General features: G+C 56.5%; 18 protein-coding genes. 12 read left to right on the top strand and 6 right to left on the bottom strand.

All coding sequences use genetic code 11. The features are described from left to right. Positions 1 to 46: 46 nt before the first annotated feature. Positions 47 to 946, top strand: a complete 900-nt coding sequence (locus Abci_RS03020) for a LysR family transcriptional regulator (RefSeq protein WP_048837681.1) — start codon at positions 47 to 49, stop codon at positions 944 to 946. Positions 947 to 973: 27 nt separating this feature from the next. Here the strand turns inward: Abci_RS03020 and hpnR are convergent, their stop codons facing one another. Together hpnR and ndk are read right to left on the bottom strand one after the other, a co-directional pair. Continuing rightward, the gene (gene hpnR, locus Abci_RS03015) at positions 974 to 2515 is read right to left on the bottom strand and encodes a hopanoid C-3 methylase HpnR (RefSeq protein ID WP_048837680.1); all 1542 of its coding nucleotides are present in this window, start codon (positions 2513 to 2515) and stop codon (positions 974 to 976) included. 401 nt (positions 2516 to 2916) lie between these two features. Then, the gene (gene ndk / locus Abci_RS03010) at positions 2917 to 3339 is read right to left on the bottom strand and encodes a nucleoside-diphosphate kinase (protein ID WP_048837679.1); all 423 of its coding nucleotides are present in this window, start codon (positions 3337 to 3339) and stop codon (positions 2917 to 2919) included. 135 nt (positions 3340 to 3474) lie between these two features. Here ndk and Abci_RS03005 point away from each other — a divergent pair, with 135 nt between their 5' ends. The 6 genes from Abci_RS03005 (at position 3475) to Abci_RS02980 (ending at position 10153) form a co-directional block, all read left to right on the top strand. Continuing rightward, positions 3475 to 5370, top strand: a complete 1896-nt coding sequence (locus Abci_RS03005) for an ABC-F family ATP-binding cassette domain-containing protein (protein WP_048837678.1) — start codon at positions 3475 to 3477, stop codon at positions 5368 to 5370. A 295-nt stretch (positions 5371 to 5665) separates the two neighbouring features. Then, a complete protein-coding gene (locus Abci_RS03000) occupies positions 5666 to 6775 on the top strand; it encodes an AI-2E family transporter (protein ID WP_048837676.1) in 1110 nt (369 codons plus the stop codon). A 70-nt stretch (positions 6776 to 6845) separates the two neighbouring features. Next, on the top strand, positions 6846 to 7523 hold the full coding sequence (locus tag Abci_RS02995) for a winged helix-turn-helix domain-containing protein (RefSeq protein WP_048837675.1): 678 nt from the start codon (positions 6846 to 6848) through the stop codon (positions 7521 to 7523). Between the two features lie 41 nt (positions 7524 to 7564). Further along, on the top strand, positions 7565 to 8947 hold the full coding sequence (locus Abci_RS02990; protein WP_244877567.1) for a sensor histidine kinase: 1383 nt from the start codon (positions 7565 to 7567) through the stop codon (positions 8945 to 8947). A gap of 118 nt (positions 8948 to 9065) precedes the next feature. Beyond that, entirely contained in the window at positions 9066 to 9422 is a 357-nt protein-coding gene (locus Abci_RS02985; protein WP_052944754.1) for a hypothetical protein, read from the top strand. Continuing rightward, complete coding sequence (locus Abci_RS02980) at positions 9419 to 10153, top strand: SIMPL domain-containing protein (RefSeq protein ID WP_048837673.1); 735 nt, start codon at positions 9419 to 9421, stop codon at positions 10151 to 10153. Before Abci_RS02985 ends, Abci_RS02980 begins: the two co-directional genes overlap by 4 nt. Positions 10154 to 10260: 107 nt before the next feature. On the opposite strand, the gene infC is transcribed toward Abci_RS02980, so the two are convergent. From infC to Abci_RS02960, 4 genes are all read right to left on the bottom strand, one after another. Continuing rightward, positions 10261 to 10782: a translation initiation factor IF-3 gene (gene infC / locus Abci_RS02975; RefSeq protein ID WP_048837672.1), complete on the bottom strand. Its 522-nt coding sequence runs from the start codon at positions 10780 to 10782 to the stop codon at positions 10261 to 10263. Positions 10783 to 10953: 171 nt separating this feature from the next. Then, positions 10954 to 12885: a threonine--tRNA ligase gene (gene thrS / locus Abci_RS02970; protein WP_048837671.1), complete on the bottom strand. Its 1932-nt coding sequence runs from the start codon at positions 12883 to 12885 to the stop codon at positions 10954 to 10956. Between the two features lie 36 nt (positions 12886 to 12921). Beyond that, complete coding sequence (locus Abci_RS02965) at positions 12922 to 13857, bottom strand: glycosyltransferase family 9 protein (RefSeq protein ID WP_048837670.1); 936 nt, start codon at positions 13855 to 13857, stop codon at positions 12922 to 12924. Beyond that, positions 13854 to 14729, bottom strand: coding sequence for a tetratricopeptide repeat protein (locus Abci_RS02960; protein ID WP_244877566.1), 876 nt, complete (start codon positions 14727 to 14729; stop codon positions 13854 to 13856). Before Abci_RS02960 ends, Abci_RS02965 begins: the two co-directional genes overlap by 4 nt. Positions 14730 to 14825: 96 nt before the next feature. On the opposite strand from Abci_RS02960, the gene Abci_RS02955 reads away from it, so the two are divergent. From Abci_RS02955 to Abci_RS02935, 5 genes are all read left to right on the top strand, one after another. Beyond that, the gene (locus Abci_RS02955) at positions 14826 to 16091 is read left to right on the top strand and encodes a glycosyltransferase family 4 protein (RefSeq protein ID WP_048837669.1); all 1266 of its coding nucleotides are present in this window, start codon (positions 14826 to 14828) and stop codon (positions 16089 to 16091) included. 64 nt (positions 16092 to 16155) lie between these two features. After that, positions 16156 to 16971 carry an NAD kinase gene (locus Abci_RS02950; protein ID WP_048837668.1) on the top strand — a complete coding sequence of 272 codons (816 nt, stop codon included), beginning with the start codon at positions 16156 to 16158 and terminating at the stop codon, positions 16969 to 16971. 82 nt (positions 16972 to 17053) lie between these two features. After that, complete coding sequence (locus Abci_RS02945) at positions 17054 to 17866, top strand: OmpA family protein (RefSeq protein WP_052944753.1); 813 nt, start codon at positions 17054 to 17056, stop codon at positions 17864 to 17866. Positions 17867 to 17900: 34 nt separating this feature from the next. Further along, a complete protein-coding gene (locus Abci_RS02940) occupies positions 17901 to 18956 on the top strand; it encodes a flagellar motor protein MotA (protein WP_048837667.1) in 1056 nt (351 codons plus the stop codon). 3 nt (positions 18957 to 18959) lie between these two features. After that, entirely contained in the window at positions 18960 to 19940 is a 981-nt protein-coding gene (locus Abci_RS02935; RefSeq protein WP_048837666.1) for a peptidoglycan -binding protein, read from the top strand. The last annotated feature ends 68 nt before the right edge of the window (positions 19941 to 20008 follow it).

Genomic DNA, 20008 nt, shown 5'->3' with positions numbered 1-20008 from the left:
TAAAATACGAACAAACCTTTCTGACACGGAAGACGGGAGCTATTTTTTGGACCGCATTGACCTCTTTCGTATCTTCACACGGGTTGTGGAAACGGAAAGCTTTACCCGCGCCGCTGACTTGCTGAAAATGCCGCGTTCCACCATTTCCACAGCCATTCAGGATCTGGAAATACGTGTCGGAACGCGGCTACTGGCACGGACCACGCGCTCGGTTTCCGTTACGCCAGATGGTGCGGCCTTTTATGAACACTGCCTGCGGCTGATTGCGGATGTTGAGGATGTGGAATCCCTCTTCCGGCAAGATACAGTCAGCCCGCAGGGGATAGTGCGCGTCAATGTGCCAGAGCGGATTGGCCGTCTGGTTATTGCCCCCGCCCTTCCCGAGTTTCTGGAGCGCTATCCGGGCATTGAGATAGAATTAGGCATGACGGACCGCGCCATAAATCTGGTTGAAGGTGGCGTGGACTGTGTGTTGCGGGTTGGACCGTTGCAAAACTCCGGCCTGATTGGCCGGAGAATTGGCACACTACCGCTCATCAATGTTGCCAGCCCCGACTACCTGCACCGTTACGGCACGCCCAACCATCCGGACGAACTGATGCAGCACCATATTGTGCGCTATGCCTCCCCCACATCGGGCCGGGTGGAAGACTGGGAGTGGGTAGACAACACGGTTGTGCAAACAACTGCTGTCAGCGGTCGTATCACTGTTAATAGCGCTGAGGCCTCTATTGCCTGTTGTCTGGCTGGTTTGGGGCTTATTCAAATCCCCGCCTATGACGTCAAACACCATCTGCTAACAGGTGAGCTTATACAGGTCATGCCGCACTGGAACGCTGAACCGATGCCCATGACCCTCTTGTACCCGCACCGCAAACATCTCTCCCGCAGGCTTCAGGTTTTCATGGAATGGCTGACACCCATTTTGGAAAACGCCATTCAGTAAGGGCAAAACCCTGCCGCCTTCCACGCTTCAGGCATCGACTCCCATGCGGGTTGCATCCACAAAATTTTCAGTCTCTGTGTCCAGCGCACGCGTTTTACGGCCACCCGGACCATGCACATACAAGTCCTTACGGTCCATTTTCTCCACAGCATCCGGCTGAATGGGCATCAGGTAGCGGGCGCGGCGCATATGGTCAGCAAGTTGTAGCTTGGGATTAAAGACTGAATTGAATTTCCAGAGCATTTTTACAAAATTGGTCTGGCCCTTCAGCAGTAGGCGCCCCGCAATGCCTGCGGTATCTTTCAGAGCTTCCCAGCCCATATGTTTGGTGTTCAGCACCTGCTGCGTTTTGACCAGTTCTTCATAAAACTCTGGCAAAGGCAGTTTGGTAGGCAACACCGCATGTTGGATGTCAAACAGACGATAATCCCGCGTGGTCAGGCGGCGTGCCTCCTTGTGCCAGATTTCCGTTCCCGGATACGGCGTTGTGACTGAAATATTCACAATTTCCGGTATTTCCAAACACCACTGGCGCACGGCTTCAAAACGCGCACGATCCCACGAGGGGTCTGCAATGATATTGATGGCAACAATCAACCCGAGCGAACGCGCATATTCAAGGGCTTCAAAGTTCTTGTCCAGAGAAACACGTTTCCGAAACTGCTTCAGCCCTTCTTCGTCCACAGCTTCCAGCCCGATGAAGATGTAGGACAGCCCAATTTCACTCCAGACTTTAAAAACCTCCTTGTTGCGCAGCAGCACATCCGCCCGTGTTTCAAGGTAGTATTCTTTTTTAATGCCGCGTTTCTTGATCTCGTTTGCAATGGCCATGCCGTGCTCTTCATGCACAAAGGCCACGTCATCCACAATAAAAATGCCTGGTTCTTTAATCTCTTCCAGTTCATCCGCAATAACGCTTGGGCTGGCCGTGCGGTAAGAGCGCCCATAAAAGGTCCAGGCAGAACAGAAAGTACAATCCCACGGGCAACCACGCGCAAACTCAATGGAGGCTGCCGGGTCCAGCGTTCCAATGAAGTATTTATGCCGGTTACGCAGCAGGTCACGCGCCGGGCGGATGTCATCCAGTGATTTTACAAAAATAGGGGGCGGCCCTTCCCCGTCCATTGTCACAACGCCGGGGACGGTCAAAATGTCCTGCTTGTTTTCCACCGCATCCAGCAACAGGCCGATTGTGGCATCCCCCTCGCCTTTCAGAATACAGTCCACCGCCCCTTCTGAAAGGGCCAGAACGTCCCGTGCAATGAAGGAGACAGAATGCCCTCCGATAAACTGGAACATGGTGGGGTAATGCAGGCGGGTAGCCCGGCATAAATCTATAATCTCTGGCACGTTGGCCAGATAACTGCCGGAAAAACAGACTGCATCCGGCTGGAACTCCTTTAGCAGTGCCCAGTAGTCAGCGTGTGTCTCTGCTTGCAGATCTATAATCTGCACGTCATGTCCGGCATTCCGCGCAGCACCAGCCACCAGTTCCAGCCCCAACGGCTCCAGTTTGAGGAACACGCGGGTATACATAAGAGCACTGGGGTGAACTGCGAGGACTTTCATGCCATTCCTTTCCATATGGCACAGGGTACTCCGTTGGCACCCGCTGCCATTGTTTCAGAAAATCATGTGGCGCACGCTATAAACTCTTGCTGCGACAGAACATGCTGGCAGCCTGCCATCTCCCATGCGCTATAGAGAAAGCTGCAACAGAGTAGGCTTAAAACCTTTATAAAACATTGAGTTCTGAGAAAAACTTGGCCTACGCCATTGCCTGGGCAAACCTGTCATGCAGGCCCAGACAGATTTTATAACAGTTATGTGCAGGTCTTGTTCAAACAAAAACAGGCCCGCAGGCGCATTGTCAGGGTACACATCCCTGCCAATGCCCTGACGGGCCTGTTGTATTGGCGCGCTTACCTTAACGCGTAAACGTTAAAGGCAAGCCTGCCTAACCGTTATTCTCAACCGAGAATTTCGGTTTCCGCAAAGAAGAAGCGGATTTCGTTGGCAGCGTTTTCTGCGCTGTCAGAACCGTGCACGGAGTTTGCTTCAATGCTTTCAGCAAACTGAGCGCGGATGGTGTGTGCTTCGGCCTTTTTGGGGTCGGTCGCACCCATCACGTCACGGTTCTTTGCAACGGCGTTTTCACCTTCCAGAACCTGCAGCACAACTGGGCCAGAAATCATGAAGGACACCAGATCGTTGTAGAAAGGGCGTTCTTTGTGCACTGCATAGAAAGCACCAGCCTGGGCTGGGGTCAGCTGTACGCGCTTCTGGGCAACAATCTTCAGGCCTGCATCTTCAAACACAGCGTTGATCTTGCCGGTCAGGTTACGACGGGTTGCATCGGGTTTGATGATGGAAAGAGTACGTTCTGTAGCCATGGTAAGGTCTCCTCTCTAGCGTTCAGCCACCTGATAAAGATGGCCTTTCAGCGTGTTCCTCTAGAGCATATTCTCGCGGGCTGGTAGGTACTTCCCTCATGAAAGTCTTGTTGCACTTAAATTGAAGGCATTGCGTTGAGTCTCCTCACCCTCTCCGACCTCACCTTACGCATTGCAGGCCGCACCCTGCTCAATCAGGCTGACCTCTCCGTTGAACCGGGGCGCAAGGTCGGGCTGATTGGCCGCAATGGCGCAGGCAAGTCTACCCTGCTGGCAGCCATTGCAGGGGATATCAGCCCGGATGGGGGGGAAATCCGCCTGTCCTCCCGCGCCCGGATGGCGCGGGTAAAGCAGGAAGCGCCCGCTGACGGGGCCTCCCTGATCGAAACCGTTTTATCAGGCGATACAGAGCGTACAGCCCTGTTAGCGGAGGCAGAAACCGCCACCGACCCCGCCCGCATTGGCGAAATTCATGAACGCCTGCGCGCCATTGGGGCAGAAAGTGCGCCATCCCGCGCGGCCTCCGTACTGGCCGGGCTGGGGTTTAGTGCGGAAGCGCAGCGCCGCTCGGTTTCAGACTTCTCGGGCGGCTGGCGGATGCGCGTCTCTCTTGCCACTGCTCTGTTTCTTGAACCTGACCTGCTGCTGCTGGATGAACCAACCAACCATCTCGACCTTGAGGCCACTCTCTGGCTTGAGGGCTGGCTAACCCGATTCGCGGGGGCTGCCCTGATCGTCAGCCATGACCGGGGCCTACTGGATTCGTGCGTGGATGCTATTGCTCATCTGGACCGGGGCAAACTGACGCTGACCCCCGGTGGTTATGAAAACTTTGTCCGAATCCGTACCGAGCACATGCTGCAACAAGCACGGCAGGCAGAAAAAATTGCAGCCCAACGGGCGCATATGCAGTCTTTTGTAGACCGCTTCCGCGCAAAGGCCACGAAAGCCAAGCAGGCTCAGGCCCGTATTAAAGCCCTTGAGAAGCTGCCTGTTATTGAGGCCGTGGTAGAAGATACCCCGACCCGCTTCGCTTTTCCCGAGCCAGAGCAACTGCCTCCCCCCATGCTGACCATGAACAAGGTGAGCGTTGGGTATGGCGGGCAACCTGTGCTCTCCAACATCTCCCTCCGTCTGGACATGGAAGACCGGATTGCCCTGCTGGGCGCAAACGGCAACGGCAAATCTACGCTGGCAAAACTGATTGCAGGGCGGCTTGAGCCACTGTCAGGCCATATGGAGCGCAACCCACGGCTCAAAATTGGCTATTTTGCCCAGCATCAGGCGGAAGAACTGGTGTTGAATGACACACCGGTTGACCATATGAGCCGCGCGCTCCCCAAAGCGCTACCCCCGGTAGTGCGTGCGCAGCTTGCCCGGTTTGGGCTGGATGCTGAACGGGCAGAAACGCCGGTGCGGGATTTGTCAGGTGGTGAAAAAGCCCGCCTGCTTCTGGCGCTTGCCACACGGGATGCGCCGCAAATGCTCATTCTGGACGAACCCACCAACCATCTGGACCTTGACGCCCGAGACGCACTTGTGCGCGCTTTGTCTGACTTTGAAGGCGCTGTGCTGCTTATCAGCCATGACCCCCATCTGGTTGAACTGGTAGCCGACCGCCTATGGCTGGTGGCCGATGGTAAGGTCACGCCATTTGAAGGCGACATGGCGGAGTATAGAAGCTGGCTGATTGAGCAAAGCCGGTCCGCCAACCGCTCCGCCAAGCAGGACGACACACCCCAGCAAAGCCGCAAAGATGACCGCCGTGACCGGGCCGAGGCCCGTAAAGCCCAAGCCCCGTTGCGCAAAATCATCAAGGATGTTGAGGCTAAACTAGCCAAACTGGCAGCCGAACGGGCCACAATTGAAGCCAAGCTGGCAGACCCGGCCCTCTACACCAACGGCAAGACCGAGGATGTCACGCGGCTGAACACACGTATGGCCGCAATAGGCAAAACCCAGGCCGAGTTGGAAGAAGCGTGGCTTGAAGCAGAAGCAGAACTGGAAAGCGCACAAGCCGCTGACGAGTAATTTTGCGCTGTAACCGGCTATAAGCCCCCTAGCAAACGCCGTATTTCTGGTAACTTTTCCGCCAGATGCGGCGTTTATTTTTACTAACAAAAGTGCTCATATATGCTGTGACCATGAATTTACGCCAGACACCACGCCACTTTGCTGTTTTATTTGTAATATTTCAGATTTTCCTCAAAACTTCCGTAACTTTCATCCGTTACAAACGCGGGAAAATTTATGCAGACGTTGTGCATCTTTGCGTGCATTCTGCGCCTCCTTACCGCACAAATCCTGACCAACGAGTGTTCTATACATGACGCCTGAGCCATCTCCCTCTTCCGAGGATTCTCTTGCTATTCAAACGTCTGATGCCTCCCCAGCAGAATGGCTGGGCAGCATAACCCATATTCTGCGCCTTACCGTTACACTGGCTGTTATAGCGCTGGTTGTCTGGCTGCTGGGGGATGTGCTGACAGTTGTGTTTGCCGCAGCCCTTTTTGCTGTGGTGCTGCACGGGCTCTCCCGCATACTCGTAAAGCACCTGCACCTCCGGTACGGCTGGGCGTTGTCCGCCGTAACACTGGGGCTGATCTTGGCCGTGGTACTATTGGTCTGGGGCAGCGGCCCGGCCATTGTTAACGAAGCCTCCCGCCTGCAGGACGCCTTAGGCCAGCAGGAAAAACAGCTTCGTGCTACGCTGGAAGGCAGCCCAACAGGCCAGATGATCCTCAACTATCTTCCCGCCTCGCTCGGGGGCCATCAGGGGGGAAGCAATAGCCTGGCTTCTCTGGGGTCACGCATTGCGGGGTCCATGACGGGTATTGTCGGTTCTGCCTTCGGCATTGTGGGAACCATTGTTGTTATCCTGATAGCCGGTCTTTACTTCGCCATGTCCCCCTCCCTGTACGCGAACGGTGCGCTCCGGCTGATTCCGGTCACGCAGCGCAAACGCGCACGGGCTCTTATGCTCAGTGCCGGGCACACACTCTGGGCATGGGTTGCAGGGCAGGCACTGGACATGCTGGTGGTCGGGGTGCTGTCGGGCGTAGGGCTGTGGTTTATTGGGGTTCCGCTGGCACTTGCGCTGGGCGTGCTGGCCGGGCTTTGTAATTTTATCCCTTATATTGGGGCCATTATGGGGGCTGTCCCTGCCCTGTTGCTCGCACTGTCCCTCGGCACGCGGGAGACGATCATGGTGGCGGCACTCTATAGTGTAATCCAGTTTTTCGAGGGCAATGTCATGGCGCCCATCATTCAGCGTCATGCCGTACAAATGCCCCCAGCCATTACCATCCTTTCCCAAACATTGTTTGGGGCTATTCTTGGTTTTCCGGGCCTTATATTTGCCTCCCCTATCACAGCAGCCCTGCTTGCCATCTTTGATGGGCTAACACCCCAACTAAAAGATGACGAACGTGTATAAAACTTCGCCGTGACATCTCAGTAGGAACACCGTAATGTTTTGGTAATCCATCCGTAGCCGAGTTTATAGAATGCGCATTCTGCTTGTAGAAGACGATCAGACAGTTAGAAATTTTGTAGCCAAGGGCCTCTCTGAGGCCGGGCATCTGGTAGAACAGGTCGACAACGGAAAGGACGGCCTGTCCCTTGCTATCAGTGAAAAATTCGAAATTGTTATTCTGGACCGGATGCTACCCGGCGGCGTTGACGGCCTGCACATTCTGGAAACACTGCGGCGGCAAGGCAACCTGACCCCCGTGCTCCTTCTGTCCGCCTTGTCTGACGTGGATGAAAAAGTGGCGGGTCTTAAGGCTGGCGCGGATGACTATGTTGCCAAGCCATTTTCTTTCAGCGAGTTACAAGCCCGTATTGATGCGCTGGTACGGCGCAACCGCAATGAGATCCAACCCCAAACCCGCCTGACGGTTGGGGACTTGGAAATTGATCTGCTTTCCCGCGGGGTTAAGCGCGCGGGGCAGCGTATAGACCTGCAACCGCGTGAGTTTCGCCTGTTGGAATTTCTCATGCGCCACGCGGGTCAGGTAGTAACACGCACCATGTTGCTGGAAGGCGTGTGGGACTATCATTTTGACCCACAGACCAACGTGATTGACGTACACGTCTCCCGCCTGCGTCAGAAAATAGACAAGCCGTTTGGTCGTCCTTTGGTGCATACTATCCGCAATGCAGGGTATATGCTTCAGGAATGATCACGGGCCTTCCCGCATTTCTTACAAAAGCAAAGGGTAGATTGCAGTCCATTACTCTGCAATTTGCCTTGGCTTATGGCGTTTTGTTTGTTGTCTCGGCTGTCGTGTTCCTCTCCTTTGTGTGGTGGGGCACAGTCGGGCTGCTGGAACGTCAGACTGAACGCTCGATTACCGCAGATGCCCATAGCATTTTCAGCACCCTGGCCGTTAAAGGCCATTCGGGTGTTGTCGGACTGATTAATGAGCGGCTTGAGCAGGATGTGGACGACAATGCCGTCTATCTGCTTGTCTCGTCACAAAATGAATGGATTGCTGGCAACCTGGAAGAGTGGCCAGCAATCGTGCAGCGCGCCGGGCGCTGGTACACCCTGAACGTCAAACGCATAGACACGGAAAACATGGCAAGGGTGAAAGCCTTTAACATGCCCGATGGCGACCGGCTGCTGATAGGGCGGGACATGAGCGGGCGGAGCCAGCTCTCCCGTATGCTGACCGAGGGGCTGCTCTGGACCTGCGTCATGGTCTCCGTTCTGGCAGCAGGGGGCGGTTGGGTCACACGCAGATTACTACGCCTTATCATTGCGTCCATCAGCAAAACAACACAGGCCATTACGCAGGGTGACATGACCCGCCGCCTGCCCGTTCTGGGGTTGGATAAAGAAATGGACGAGGTAGCCCACACCATTAACGAAATGCTGGACCGTATTACCCGCCTGATGGACGGGGTTAAACAGGTCTCAAACAGTATTGCCCATGACCTGCGCACCCCCATCACCCGCGCCCGCAACCAGTTGGAAGAAGCCGCGAATCAAGCAAAAAGCCCGGAAGAACTCCACGAGGCCATAGACCAGACAATCCGTAATCTGGACCACCTGACGGACATATGTGCAGCCCTGCTGCGTATTGCCCAGATTGAAGCCGGTGCCCGCCGCTCAGCATTTGCACCCTTTGATTTTATTATGGCCCTGCGGGATGTCATAGAACTCTATGATGCCGTGATAGAAGATCAGGGCCTGACCTTGGTGCACACCATGCCTGAAACACTCCCCTGCGTTGGGGACCGGGCGATGTATCAGCAGGCTTTGGCTAATCTTTTTGACAACGCCATCAAATTCTCCCCGCCCAATGCGCAAATCACGATTACGGTAAAGGTAGTCCCGCCGCCTACCGGCCCAAAAACAGGGCCGGACCATATGATTCTGACTATTCAAGACCAAGGCCCCGGCATGACACCAGACGATATGGCACGGGCAACAGAACGCTTTTTCCGGGCAGAACAGGCGCGCCATACGCCCGGCGCAGGCCTGGGGCTACCGCTCGTTCAGGCCATTGTGCAATTACATGGAGGGAGCCTTAAATTGTCAGCAGGAAACCCCGGCCTTATTGTGACTATAGACACACCCATTTCTACTGGAAAACACTGAAATATAAGAGGTTTTCAGAATATCCTCTCTGAATATTTACCATATTTAAATAATTGCGTCGTAATTGTGAGCTGTGTCGGCCTTCAAAAAGCCATTTCACACTCGTTAAGATACCGACATGAGACACTCCATCCCTGTCGCTATTGCTTTGATTGCCGGGAACATTGCCTTATCGGCTTTCATGGAACGTACCTCCTATACGACAGCGCCCCCTCCCCCGCCACATACAGACGGCAGGCGTGTCCTCTGCCCGCCCAGACTCCATGCAAAACCGGCTGTCATTACTTCTGAGAGCCGCGTGTTTTGTGGTACCCTTATTCAGACAATAGACAGTTATCAGACCGAGAACCTGTCTCCCCTTATTGTGCAAATGCGCAACGAAGGCACTGCTTTGTGCCGGAAAGGCATGATGCGGGCCGGTATTGTACGGTTGCGCCGCGCATTGGTTGCTTTGAAAAGGACCGAAACTCCATGACTCCTTCCCTCCGCGCCAAACTGGCTGCCTCTGTTGCCTGTGCACTAGGCCTGCTGGCCGTCGCCCTGCCTTTTAACCCCACAGCACGCGCTGAAGCCGCTGAAACTGAGGGGAACTACACCAAGCTGGACCTGACCGGCAAAGGCAGCGTGCAGGCCGCCCCAGACCAGTTGACGGCCAGTTTCAGGGCTGAGAGCCGCAGCAATAGTGCGGCAGCCGCCCAGCAGGCCGTTAATACACTGGTACACAAGGCCACAGAGCAGGCAAAGCAGGCCGAAGGCGTGAAGTACGCCGTGCTGCATTACTCAGTCTCGGAGCTTAATGACGATAAAGCCAAACATAGCGCGTGGTCTGCCAGCCAGAATTTGACCTTCACGGCCCCGGATGGGCAAAGCCTGCTCCCGCTCACCGGGCAGTTGCAGGCCAGCGGCCTCCTGTTGCAAGGGCTCGACTGGTCTTTATCCGCAGATAAGGAAAAGGCGCTGCAGCTCGAAGCAGAAAAGGCCGCCGTGGCAGATCTGAAGAAACAGGCGGAGACCTTGGCTGCATCCCTTGGCCTTCATGTTGTGCGGTTCACACATGTCAGCATTTCGGGCCAGCCCTTCCCGCGCCCTATGTTTATGGCCGCCATGGCTGCACGAAGCATGGATAGTGGGCCAGCCCCATCCAGCACGGCAGAAACCCAGACTGTGTCCGCTTCCGTCTCTGGCACAGCACTGCTTGCTCCGTAAGGGCTACGCAAACCTTCCACAACAAAAAACCCCTGTGCACTCTCTGCACAGGGGTTTTTTGAAACATGACACACCGCTTTCTATAAAAGCAGTATGGCCTCGTCACATTACCGTGGCGCGAGCACCATGATCATCTGACGGTTTTCAAGGCGGGGCATCTGCTCAACTTTGGCAAGCTCTTCCATCTCGGTGCGGACGCGTTCAAGAACCTTGATACCCAGTTCCTGATGCGCCATTTCACGACCACGAAAACGCAGCGTGACCTTCACTTTGTCGCCATCATTGATGAAGCTTTTTACAGAGCGCATTTTAACCTGGTAGTCATTTTCGTCGATATTCGGACGAACTTTAACTTCCTTGATTTCAATAACTTTCTGCTTTTTACGAGCTTCGTTCCGCTTCTTCTGCTGCTCGTACTTGAACTTCCCGTAGTCCAGAATTTTGGCAACGGGGGGTTCAGCGTTCGGGCTGATTTCAAGAAGGTCAAGCCCAACACCGTAAGCGCGCGCCAGCGCATCGCGGGTGGTCAATACACCGGCCATCTCGCCGTTTTCGTCAATCAGACGAACCTGCGGTACACGGATTTCTTCATTAACACGTGGTCCCTCGCGGGTGGGCGGCGCGGGAATAGGGGGTCTGGCTATGGTCAGCTCCTGTCGTACATTTCAAAATAGGTAGGGCACCTCATGAAAGGGCCCTACCTCATACCTTATTATGTGCGCAATTCCTGGTCGTTTATCAAGCGGCGTTAGGTATAAAACACCGTAACGCAGCCCTGTTTAGAATGCTGCACACATAATTTACGCTTTTTTACGCAGATCTGGCGGAGTCGCTTCTGCGGTCAATTGCGCTACAACCTCATCAAAGCCCAACATTTCCTGTGCCTGACTGCCCAAACGGCGGGCGGCAACAGTCCGCTCCTCCGCTTCACGGCGGCCAACCACCAGAATCACGGGTACGCGCGCCACACTGTGCTCACGAATCTTGGCATTGATCTTGTCGTTGCGGGTATCAGCTTCTGCTGCAAGACCAGCAGCCTTCAGTGCGGCCGCTACTTCTTCCGCATAAGGTGCGGCATCACTGACGATAGATGCCACCACAACCTGAACAGGCGCCAGCCAAAGCGGGAAGCGGCCAGCATGCTGTTCAATCAAAATACCAAGGAAACGCTCGAACGAGCCAAGAATGGCGCGATGCAGCATGACCGGGCGATGGCGGGCTGAATCTTCACCGATATAGCTGGCGTCGAGTCGTTCCGGCAGCACAAGGTCCACCTGCAGAGTACCGCACTGCCAGTCACGACCAATAGCGTCACGCAGGACAAATTCCAGTTTGGGGCCATAAAAGGCACCTTCACCGGGGTTATATTCATACGTTACGCCAGCCACTTCGCACGCCTGCTTCAAAGCGCTTTCTGCCTTGTCCCAGACAGCATCGCTCCCGGCACGCTGCTCCGGACGGTCAGCAAATTTGACGCGCACATGCTCAAAGCCAAGGTCTTTATACACTTCGTGCAACATGCGGACGAACTGCACGGTTTCATCGGCAATCTGGTCTTCTGTGCAGAAGATATGCGCATCGTCCTGCGTAAAGCCGCGCACGCGCATCAGACCATGCAAGGCACCTGATGGTTCGTACCGGTGGCACGCACCAAATTCAGCCATACGCAACGGCAGTTCACGGTAAGAACGGAGGCCATGACGAAAGATCTGCACATGGCAGGGGCAGTTCATGGGTTTCAGAGCGAGGGTCTTATCCTCATCCTCAATCGTCGCCACAAACATATGGTGACGGTATTTATCCCAATGGCCGGACGCTTCCCACAGGCCACGGTCGACCAGTTGTGGGGTACGCACTTCCTGATACCCATGGCGGGTCTGGGCACGACGCATGTAGTCCTGCAACGCCGTGTACAGACGCCAGCCTTTATGGTGCCAGAAAATCTGGCCAACCGCTTCTTCCTGAAAATGGAACAGGTCCATTTCCCGGCCAATACGGCGGTGGTCGCGGCGCTCTGCTTCCTCAAGCTGGTGCAGGTGGGCGTCCAGCTCTTTCTGGTCACGCCATGCGGTGCCGTAAATACGTGTGAGCATGGGGTTGCGGTGGTCACCACGCCAGTAAGCACCGGCTACCTTCATCAATTTAAAGGCGATCCCAACATCCTTCGTATTCCGCAAGTGCGGGCCACGACACAGATCCAGCCACTCACCCTGACGATAAATGGAGATTTCTTCGCTGTCCGGCAGGTCACGGATCAGTTCTGCCTTGAAGCGCTCTCCCTTTTCTTCAAAAAAGGCGATGGCTTTGTCGCGTGGCCACGCTTCCCGCACGAAGGGCTCGGCGTTGGCCACAATTTCTTTCATTCGTTTTTCAATGGCTTCAAAATCATCCGGGGTGAACGGCTGATTACGGTAGAAGTCATAGTAAAAGCCGTTTTCAATGGACGGCCCAATGGTCACCTGTGTGCCAGGGAACAGGGACTGCACGGCTTCCGCCAGCACATGCGCTGCGTCATGACGGATCATTTCCAGCGCTTCAGGGTCTTTGCGGGTAATGAACCGGACAGAGGCATCGTCCGCAATGGCGTAGCTGATGTCGCGTTGTTTGCCATCTACTTCCATGGCAAGCGCCGCCTTGGCCAACCCCGGCCCAATAGACTGGGCGATGGTCGTGCCCGTAACCGGCCCGTCAAAACTACGAACGGATCCGTCAGGCAAGGTAATGGCGGGCATGGAAGAACTCCGGAAAAGAAAAATTAGTGAGAGTGTTTAATGACGCCAGCAGAGCGCGGCTGCAACCCTATCAACCCCAAGTAAGGCCAAATCTGGTACAGAAAATACACAAACCTGCCCCGGTACACGCCCAAGCGGGCTTGTAAGCGCCGGATTGCTCTGCCCGGAGAACAGAACAACACACCGGCAGCCCATTAAGGCCGCAAGATGCATCGGCCCCGTATCATTCCCGATAGCAACCGTGGCGCGGGCCAGCAGACCGGCAAGCTCAGGCAAACTTGTGCGCCCCGTATAGTCCTGCGCTTGCGGGCAAATCTGCCGGATTTGCTGCGCAAGTGGCGTGTCGGCCCCTGTGCCTGCAATAAGCGGGGTTATTCCCTGCGCCACCAGTTTTCGTGCAAGGTGCCCGTAGCGGCGGGCAGGCCACCGCTTGGCTGGCCTGTGGGGGGCAGCGCCCGGCACCAGTACGGCGTAAGGGCCAGCCACATCAGGCCCCTTGCCTGCCAACCATGAGACATCCGGTAAAGGCACTTCGGCAAGCCCTGCCATCCGCAACTGGTCCCGCTGCCTGGCACGTGTGTGCATGTCGTTCCGCCAAGGGTTGGCGTGGCTGAGCGGCGTTGCCGCCACATGCCCGCACCAGCCCTTGGGTCTGCCTGCAAGCACAAAGTAGCGGGCGGTTCGGCTGGAGGTTTGCAGGTCATACACCCGGTCATACCCCCGTAACTGCTGCCTTAGGGCCAATAGGCCTTTCAGGTCACGCCAAGGGGAACGCGCATCCACCAAAACCTGATCAAACCAAGGGGAAAGCTGTGCGAGCTCAACGAATGGTTGCGTTGTCAGTAGGGTAATATGTGCCTGTGGGTGGGCTGCGCGTATTGCCTGAAACGGCCCGAAACTCTGCACAAAATCTCCCAACGCCCCAAGCCTGATGACCAGTATGCGTGAGACAGGCTGCGGAGCCGCGCTCACGGTACGTCCGGGTCGGCAGCCTGTACGGCCAGATCCTGCCGGGCCATGTCTGCCTCATGCGTATCGGGCGCAAGGTCCAGCACTTTTTGCCAGTCCTGCCGTGCCCCGACTGCATCCCCTGCCTGCCCACGAATAATGCCGCGCTCCAAGAGCGCTGAGGGGCTTTCTGGCGCACGGTCTATCGCTTTTGCAATATGAACAGCCGCCTGCTGCAATTTGCCCCGACGCCTCTCGGCTGAAGCCAGCAGAACATACGCATCCGTACCCACATCTGGGGAATGCGCCACAAGAGCGCCTACATCCCGGATCACACCGTCCGGGTCATTCAACTCAAGCTGGGCACGCGCTTTTACCAAGGTCAGCCCCTCGCTCCCCGGCTTAAGGGTCAGGCCGTATTCTGCAATGCTGATGGCATTTGTCGGCTGATTGGCGGCAAGCCATGCCCGTGCGGCCTCTATGGCTATCACCACACGCTGGCTGGGTGCGCTTTCCTGCCCCACAAATGGTTCCTTGCGCGCAAGGTCATCCAGTTCCTGTGCCGCTTCCTGCTCATCCCCCAGTTCGACCAACGCAAGAGCAAGACAATGCCGGGCCGAACGGCCACCATCGCGTTTTATCCAGTCCTGCGCGTAGTCTCGGGCACCAAAGGGGTCATCCCCTACCATGTCCAGACAGTTTTGGTCTGACCATTCGGGCACACCATCAGTTTTGGGAGTTGTTGCTCCGACTGACGCTGCATGTGCCCCCCCACGCGTGACGCCTTGTGGCTGTGCATAGACCGCCGGCGCAACCGTTGAAAGGCCGAAGCACAACGGCACACACAGTGCCGAACCACGCACAAGGGATACAACAGGGTGTGTCATGTCTTTCATAGGAAGCAACCTGCGCCGGTGGTCAAGATACAAAGTCATGATGCCTCAACACTGTAGCTGTGGTCTGTTACATAAAAACCATGCTAACAGCCGAGCATGAGCAGTGTGCCGTCTTCTCCCGTCATCTTGCAAATCTTACCTGCCCTGAATCAGGGGGGCGTGGAGCGTGGCACGCTGGAAATAGCGACCGCCATTCAGCAGGCCGGGGGGCAGGCTCTTGTGGTCAGTGCGGGAGGCAGGCTTGTACCGGCACTGGAGCGCACAGGGGCCAAGCATATCACCCTGCCGGATTGTGGCCGCAAAAACCCCGTTTCCATTCTGCGCAACGCCCGCAAACTGGCTGATATTCTGGCGGCTAACTCCGTCTCTCTTGTCCATGCGCGCTCACGCGCACCCGCGTGGGTTGCCCGTTTTGCCTGCCGTCGCACCAAAACACCCTTTGTCACCACATGGCACGGCGTTCATGCAGCCAACTTTCCCGGCAAAAAACGCTATAATGCCGTGCTTGCTGCGGGAGACCGGGTTATTGCCATCAGTCGCCACATTGGGGAGCGCCTGAGCACTGAATACGCCGTCCCGCCAGACAGATTACGGATTATTCCACGTGGGGCGGACATCCAGCTTTTCAGCCCAGAGGCCGTAAGTGGCCAGCGGATGCATAATCTGAGCGAAAGCTGGGCGCTCCCGCCCCACACCCCTGTCATTCTGCTACCTGGCCGCCTGACGGAGTGGAAAGGCCAGCGCTTTTTGCTGGAGGCGCTGGCGCAGGTCAAACGGCTGGCCCCTACACTCCAATGGCACTGCGTATTTGTTGGCTCCTGCCCGCCGAAAAGCGACTATGCAAATACTCTGGTCACTCTGGCCAAAAGCCTGAATATAGCTGATTTCGTGCGCTTTGCAGGCCATTGCCAGGATATGCCCGCAGCCTTGGCACTCTCCACTGTGGTTGTTATCCCCTCCCTCCGGCCAGAACCTTTTGGCAGGGTCGTGGTGGAGGCGCAGGCCATGTGCAAGCCGGTTATTGTCACCGGCCATGGTGCCGCGCTGGAAACCGTACACCATGGCCTGACAGGCATAAGCATTCCCCCCGGAGACGGAAACGCACTGGCAGAAGCCCTGATAGCCGTTCTACAGGCCCCGCCCGAGAGCCTGCTTGCCATGGGCAATGCCGCACGGGAGGATGTGCTCACACAGTACACCACCAGCACCATGCAACAGGCTACTCTGGCTGTTTATGATGAGCTTTTGGGAACAGACTTGGCGGCACAGTTTGCTCAGGCGCTGGCCCACGCCCAGTGGCAGCAGGTTACGGCGGCAATGGGCGCACCTTCCCTCCCACCAAAGCCTTTTTGCCCTCCCTGATATGTGATAAAAAAAAGCCACCCGCTCGTGCTTTGTCTGCTTTCAGTGTAAGCCCCTTATAATCATGACATTTCAGCTTCCTACACCTGCAGCACTTGAGGTCCGGCCTGTCCCCCAGCGTATTGCCTTTATGGCCGCCCCCACGGAGGGCGCGCGCCATGAATATGACCGGCTGGCTGAGCGCTATGGCAATGTTCCCCCCGGCGAGGCAGAGGTTATTGTCTGCCTGGGCGGAGATGGCTTTATGCTGGAAACCCTGCGCGTGGTTCTGGAAATGGAGCTGGACACCCCGGTGTACGGCATGAATTGCGGGTCAGTCGGGTTTTTGATGAACCCCATGGCCGAAGATGCCCTGCCTGAAAAACTGGCCACAACACAGGCTGCGGAACTCTACCCCTTGCGCATGAGAGCCCAGACAAAGTCTGGCGAGGTCTTTCATGCCCTGGCTCTCAATGATGTCTTTCTGTTCCGCCAGACCCGGCAGGCTGCCAAACTTCGGGTGGAAGTGAATGGTATGGTGCGTATGCCCGAATTGATCTGCGATGGTGCGCTGGTTTCCACCCCGGCTGGGTCAACTGCCTATAATCTTTCGGCTCACGGCCCTATTGTGCCGCTCTCGGGTAATCTGCTGCCCCTGACACCCATATGCCCGTTCCGCCCACGCCGCTGGCGGGGAGCTCTTTTACCCTCAACAGCCTATGTGCGCTTCAGCATCCTTGAAGATGAAAAGCGCCCCGTGGCCGCCGTGGCTGATTCGTTGGAAATTCGGGACGTTGTGACTGTTGAGGTGCAGGAAGACCGCACACGCCACGTCACCGTACTGTTTGACCCCGGCCAAACCCTCTCTGAACGCATCACGGCGGAACAATTTTCTGCCTGATGCCCTATATTTGCCGCCAGTTTAGCGGAAAATATATTGTTCTGTTCCATACCGCCCATTTTCTGGTTTAGTCTGACGCATAATGCAGAGCACTTCTCTTTCCTCGCAGGCGCTTGCTGCGCTGTGCGCCCTCATCCTGCTGCCCGCAGCCACTGCGCACGCTCAGGTTCTTACCAACTCACAGGCTCTGGACAGCCTTGGTGATGCGCCAGCTGCGCAACCAAAGTCGCAGGAGGACAAGCCCGTGCAGGCGGCCCCTCCACAGCATAAGGCACCCCCTGCTGTGAAAAAGGAGAGCGAGTCCGCCAAAAAGTCAGGTCCCGTCAAAAGCAAAGCCACTGCCACGCCTGCACAGCCCAAAGTGGCAGCCACACCGGAAAAACCTGCTACGGCCAGCAAAGCGCCCCCCGCTCATACCCCTCCGGCGGCAACAATTCCGCCAGCACCACCGCCGGTTCCAAAACTGACGGAACCGCCGCCAGATATTGAACTCCACCCCTTCCCCGTGCCGCCCCAACCTACGGTGGATCTAAAGGCTGTGGGAGAAGTGCAGCACCTCCCAAACGGTGTGCGTATTACGTTTGCCGCGGGCTCGGCTGACCTCAACCCCACCACACATCAGGCTATTCTGGGGTTTGGGCAGCGTTTGTCTGACAAACCCCACGTTCGCGCCATGATTGACGCCTACAGTTCCGGTATGGCGGATGACCCGTCCCTGCCACGCCGTATGGCGTTAAGCCGAGGCCTCGCGGCGCGTAGCGTTCTGATGAATGGCGGTATTCCCTCCACCCGCATTTACTTGCGGATTATCGGTATTCCAAAAGGTCAGGCAGCCAAACCGGATACGGCTCAGGACCACATAGATATTTACCAGTCTGACGCCGCGCCATCCTGACCTGTTTTTCACCTTTCAAGCCGGAAATCACGCCATGACCCGTCCCACACTTTACCTTCTCAGAATGCTCGGGTTTCTTGTTTTTGTGGCGTTAGGGGCTGCCGTCCTCTGGCGGCCGCTCTACGAGGCCTTTCTGGGTAACCCCGTGTTGGATGGGGTGATACTGGGCATTCTGGCCATTGGCATTGCCTGGAATGTTGGCATGGTGCAGCGCCTGTTGCCGGAGGTGCGCTGGGTTGAAACCCTCCGCCAGTCCCGCACAGGGCTGGGCAGCCTGCCTGCTCCGCGCCTGCTTGCGCCCCTCGCCACAGCTCTTGGCTCTCGGCCCGACCACCGCGGGCAGCCCGTGGCACTTTCCACCCCCGCCATGCAGGCTGTTCTTGATTCCGTGTCCGGGCGACTGGACGAAGGGCGCGAGGTGTCGCGCTACATGACAGGGCTGCTGATTTTCCTGGGTCTTCTCGGTACCTTTTACGGCCTGCTCCTGACGGTCCATTCCATTGCCGATGTTATTGAGGGGATGTCTGCCGGGTCCGGCGATCTGGACGCCATGTTTGGTCAGCTTAAAACCGGCCTTACAAAACCGTTGCATGGCATGAGCACAGCGTTTTCCGGGTCTCTGTTTGGTCTGGCCAGTGCTCTTGTGCTGGGTTTTCTGGACCTGACGGCCGGACAGGCCCAGAACCGCTTTTTTAATGAATTGGAAGAATGGCTGGCAGAGCAAACGCGCTTTGCTGCCCCCACACAGTCCGCCCACGCCATGGAAGCGGGCGCGCCTGTCCCTGCCTACATTGAAGCCCTGCTGGAACAAACTGCAGAAAACCTTGAATCTTTGCAAAATCTTGTGCGCACCAGCGAGGCGCGGCGTGAGAAGGAAAGCCAGATTCTCAGCAAACTGTCCGATCGTCTTGAGAACGCTGCCAGCCAGACGGAAAGCCTGCACAACATTGAACGCCTGCTCCACACCCTGGTGCAAAGCAATGAGGAAGGCCGTAGCCGCATGACCTCTGAGCTGCGGAATGACCTGCGCGTGCTGGCCCGTACCATTGCTGCTGCGGCAGAGAACACACCACTCCATAAAGGGAACTGACCCATGGCCCGCCGCCGCAGAAAACTGCATGCCGGGCTTGACGCCTGGCCCGGCTATGTTGATGCCCTTTCCACCCTGCTTATGGTGGTGGTGTTTGTGCTGCTGGTGTTTGTCATGGGGCAAACCCTGCTTTCTGCCGCACTAAACCGGCGCGAGCATGTGCTGGAAAAACTGCAGGGTCAGGCCGCAGAACTCTCCCGCCAGCTTGATACCGAACACGCCCGCAACCGTGCCCTGAGTGACAGTGTGAGCGGCCTGCAAAGCCAGCATCAGCAGGATGTTGCTGCCCTGTCTGCGCATACGGCGGCAGAGGAAGAAGCCCGCAATACCGCCGATGCTGCCGCAGCGCTGACTGTGGCGGACCGCCTGCGCATGACACAGCTTAACGACCAGCTGACAGACCTGAACGCTCAGTTGGCCGCATTGGGTCAGGCTCTCACCGTTTCTCAGAAGACCGCTCAGAGCCAAAGTGAAAAAATCACAGATCTTTCCAGCAAGCTGAACGCTGCGCTTGTGAACAAGGTTAATGAATTAAGCCGCTACCGCTCAGAATTCTTTGGCCGCCTGCGGGACAGCCTGCACGACCAGAAGGGCGTGCATATTGTAGGCGACCGTTTTGTTTTCCAGAGCGAGGTTCTCTTCCCCGTAGGCAGTGCGGAACTCTCCCCTGAGGGCCAGAAAGAAATTGTAACGCTGGCGCATACCCTTAAAACCGTCACAGCGCATATCCCGAACGATATACCGTGGCTGCTGCGGGTGGATGGCCACGCTGACCGCCAACCAATTCATACAGCCTTCCCCAGTAACTGGGAGCTCTCAAGCGCCCGCGCCATTACGGTTGTCAAATTGCTGGTGGCAGAGGGCATTAGCCCCCGCCGTCTGGCCGCCACAGGCTTTGCTGACTACCAGCCGCTGGACAGCCAGAATACACCAGAAGCCTATGCCCGCAACCGCCGTATCGAATTCCGCCTGACGGACCGATAAACGTTAGGGCATCTCTTTTCTGTATCTGGCAAAGGAGAGATTACCTTCGCCAGATACACTGCCAAGCG

It is taken from the genome of Acetobacter cibinongensis (assembly GCF_000963925.1).
Taxonomy (GTDB): Bacteria; Pseudomonadota; Alphaproteobacteria; order Acetobacterales; family Acetobacteraceae; genus Acetobacter; species Acetobacter cibinongensis.
Note: the sequence above shows the minus strand (reverse complement) of the source record. Positions and strands in the feature narration are given on the sequence as shown.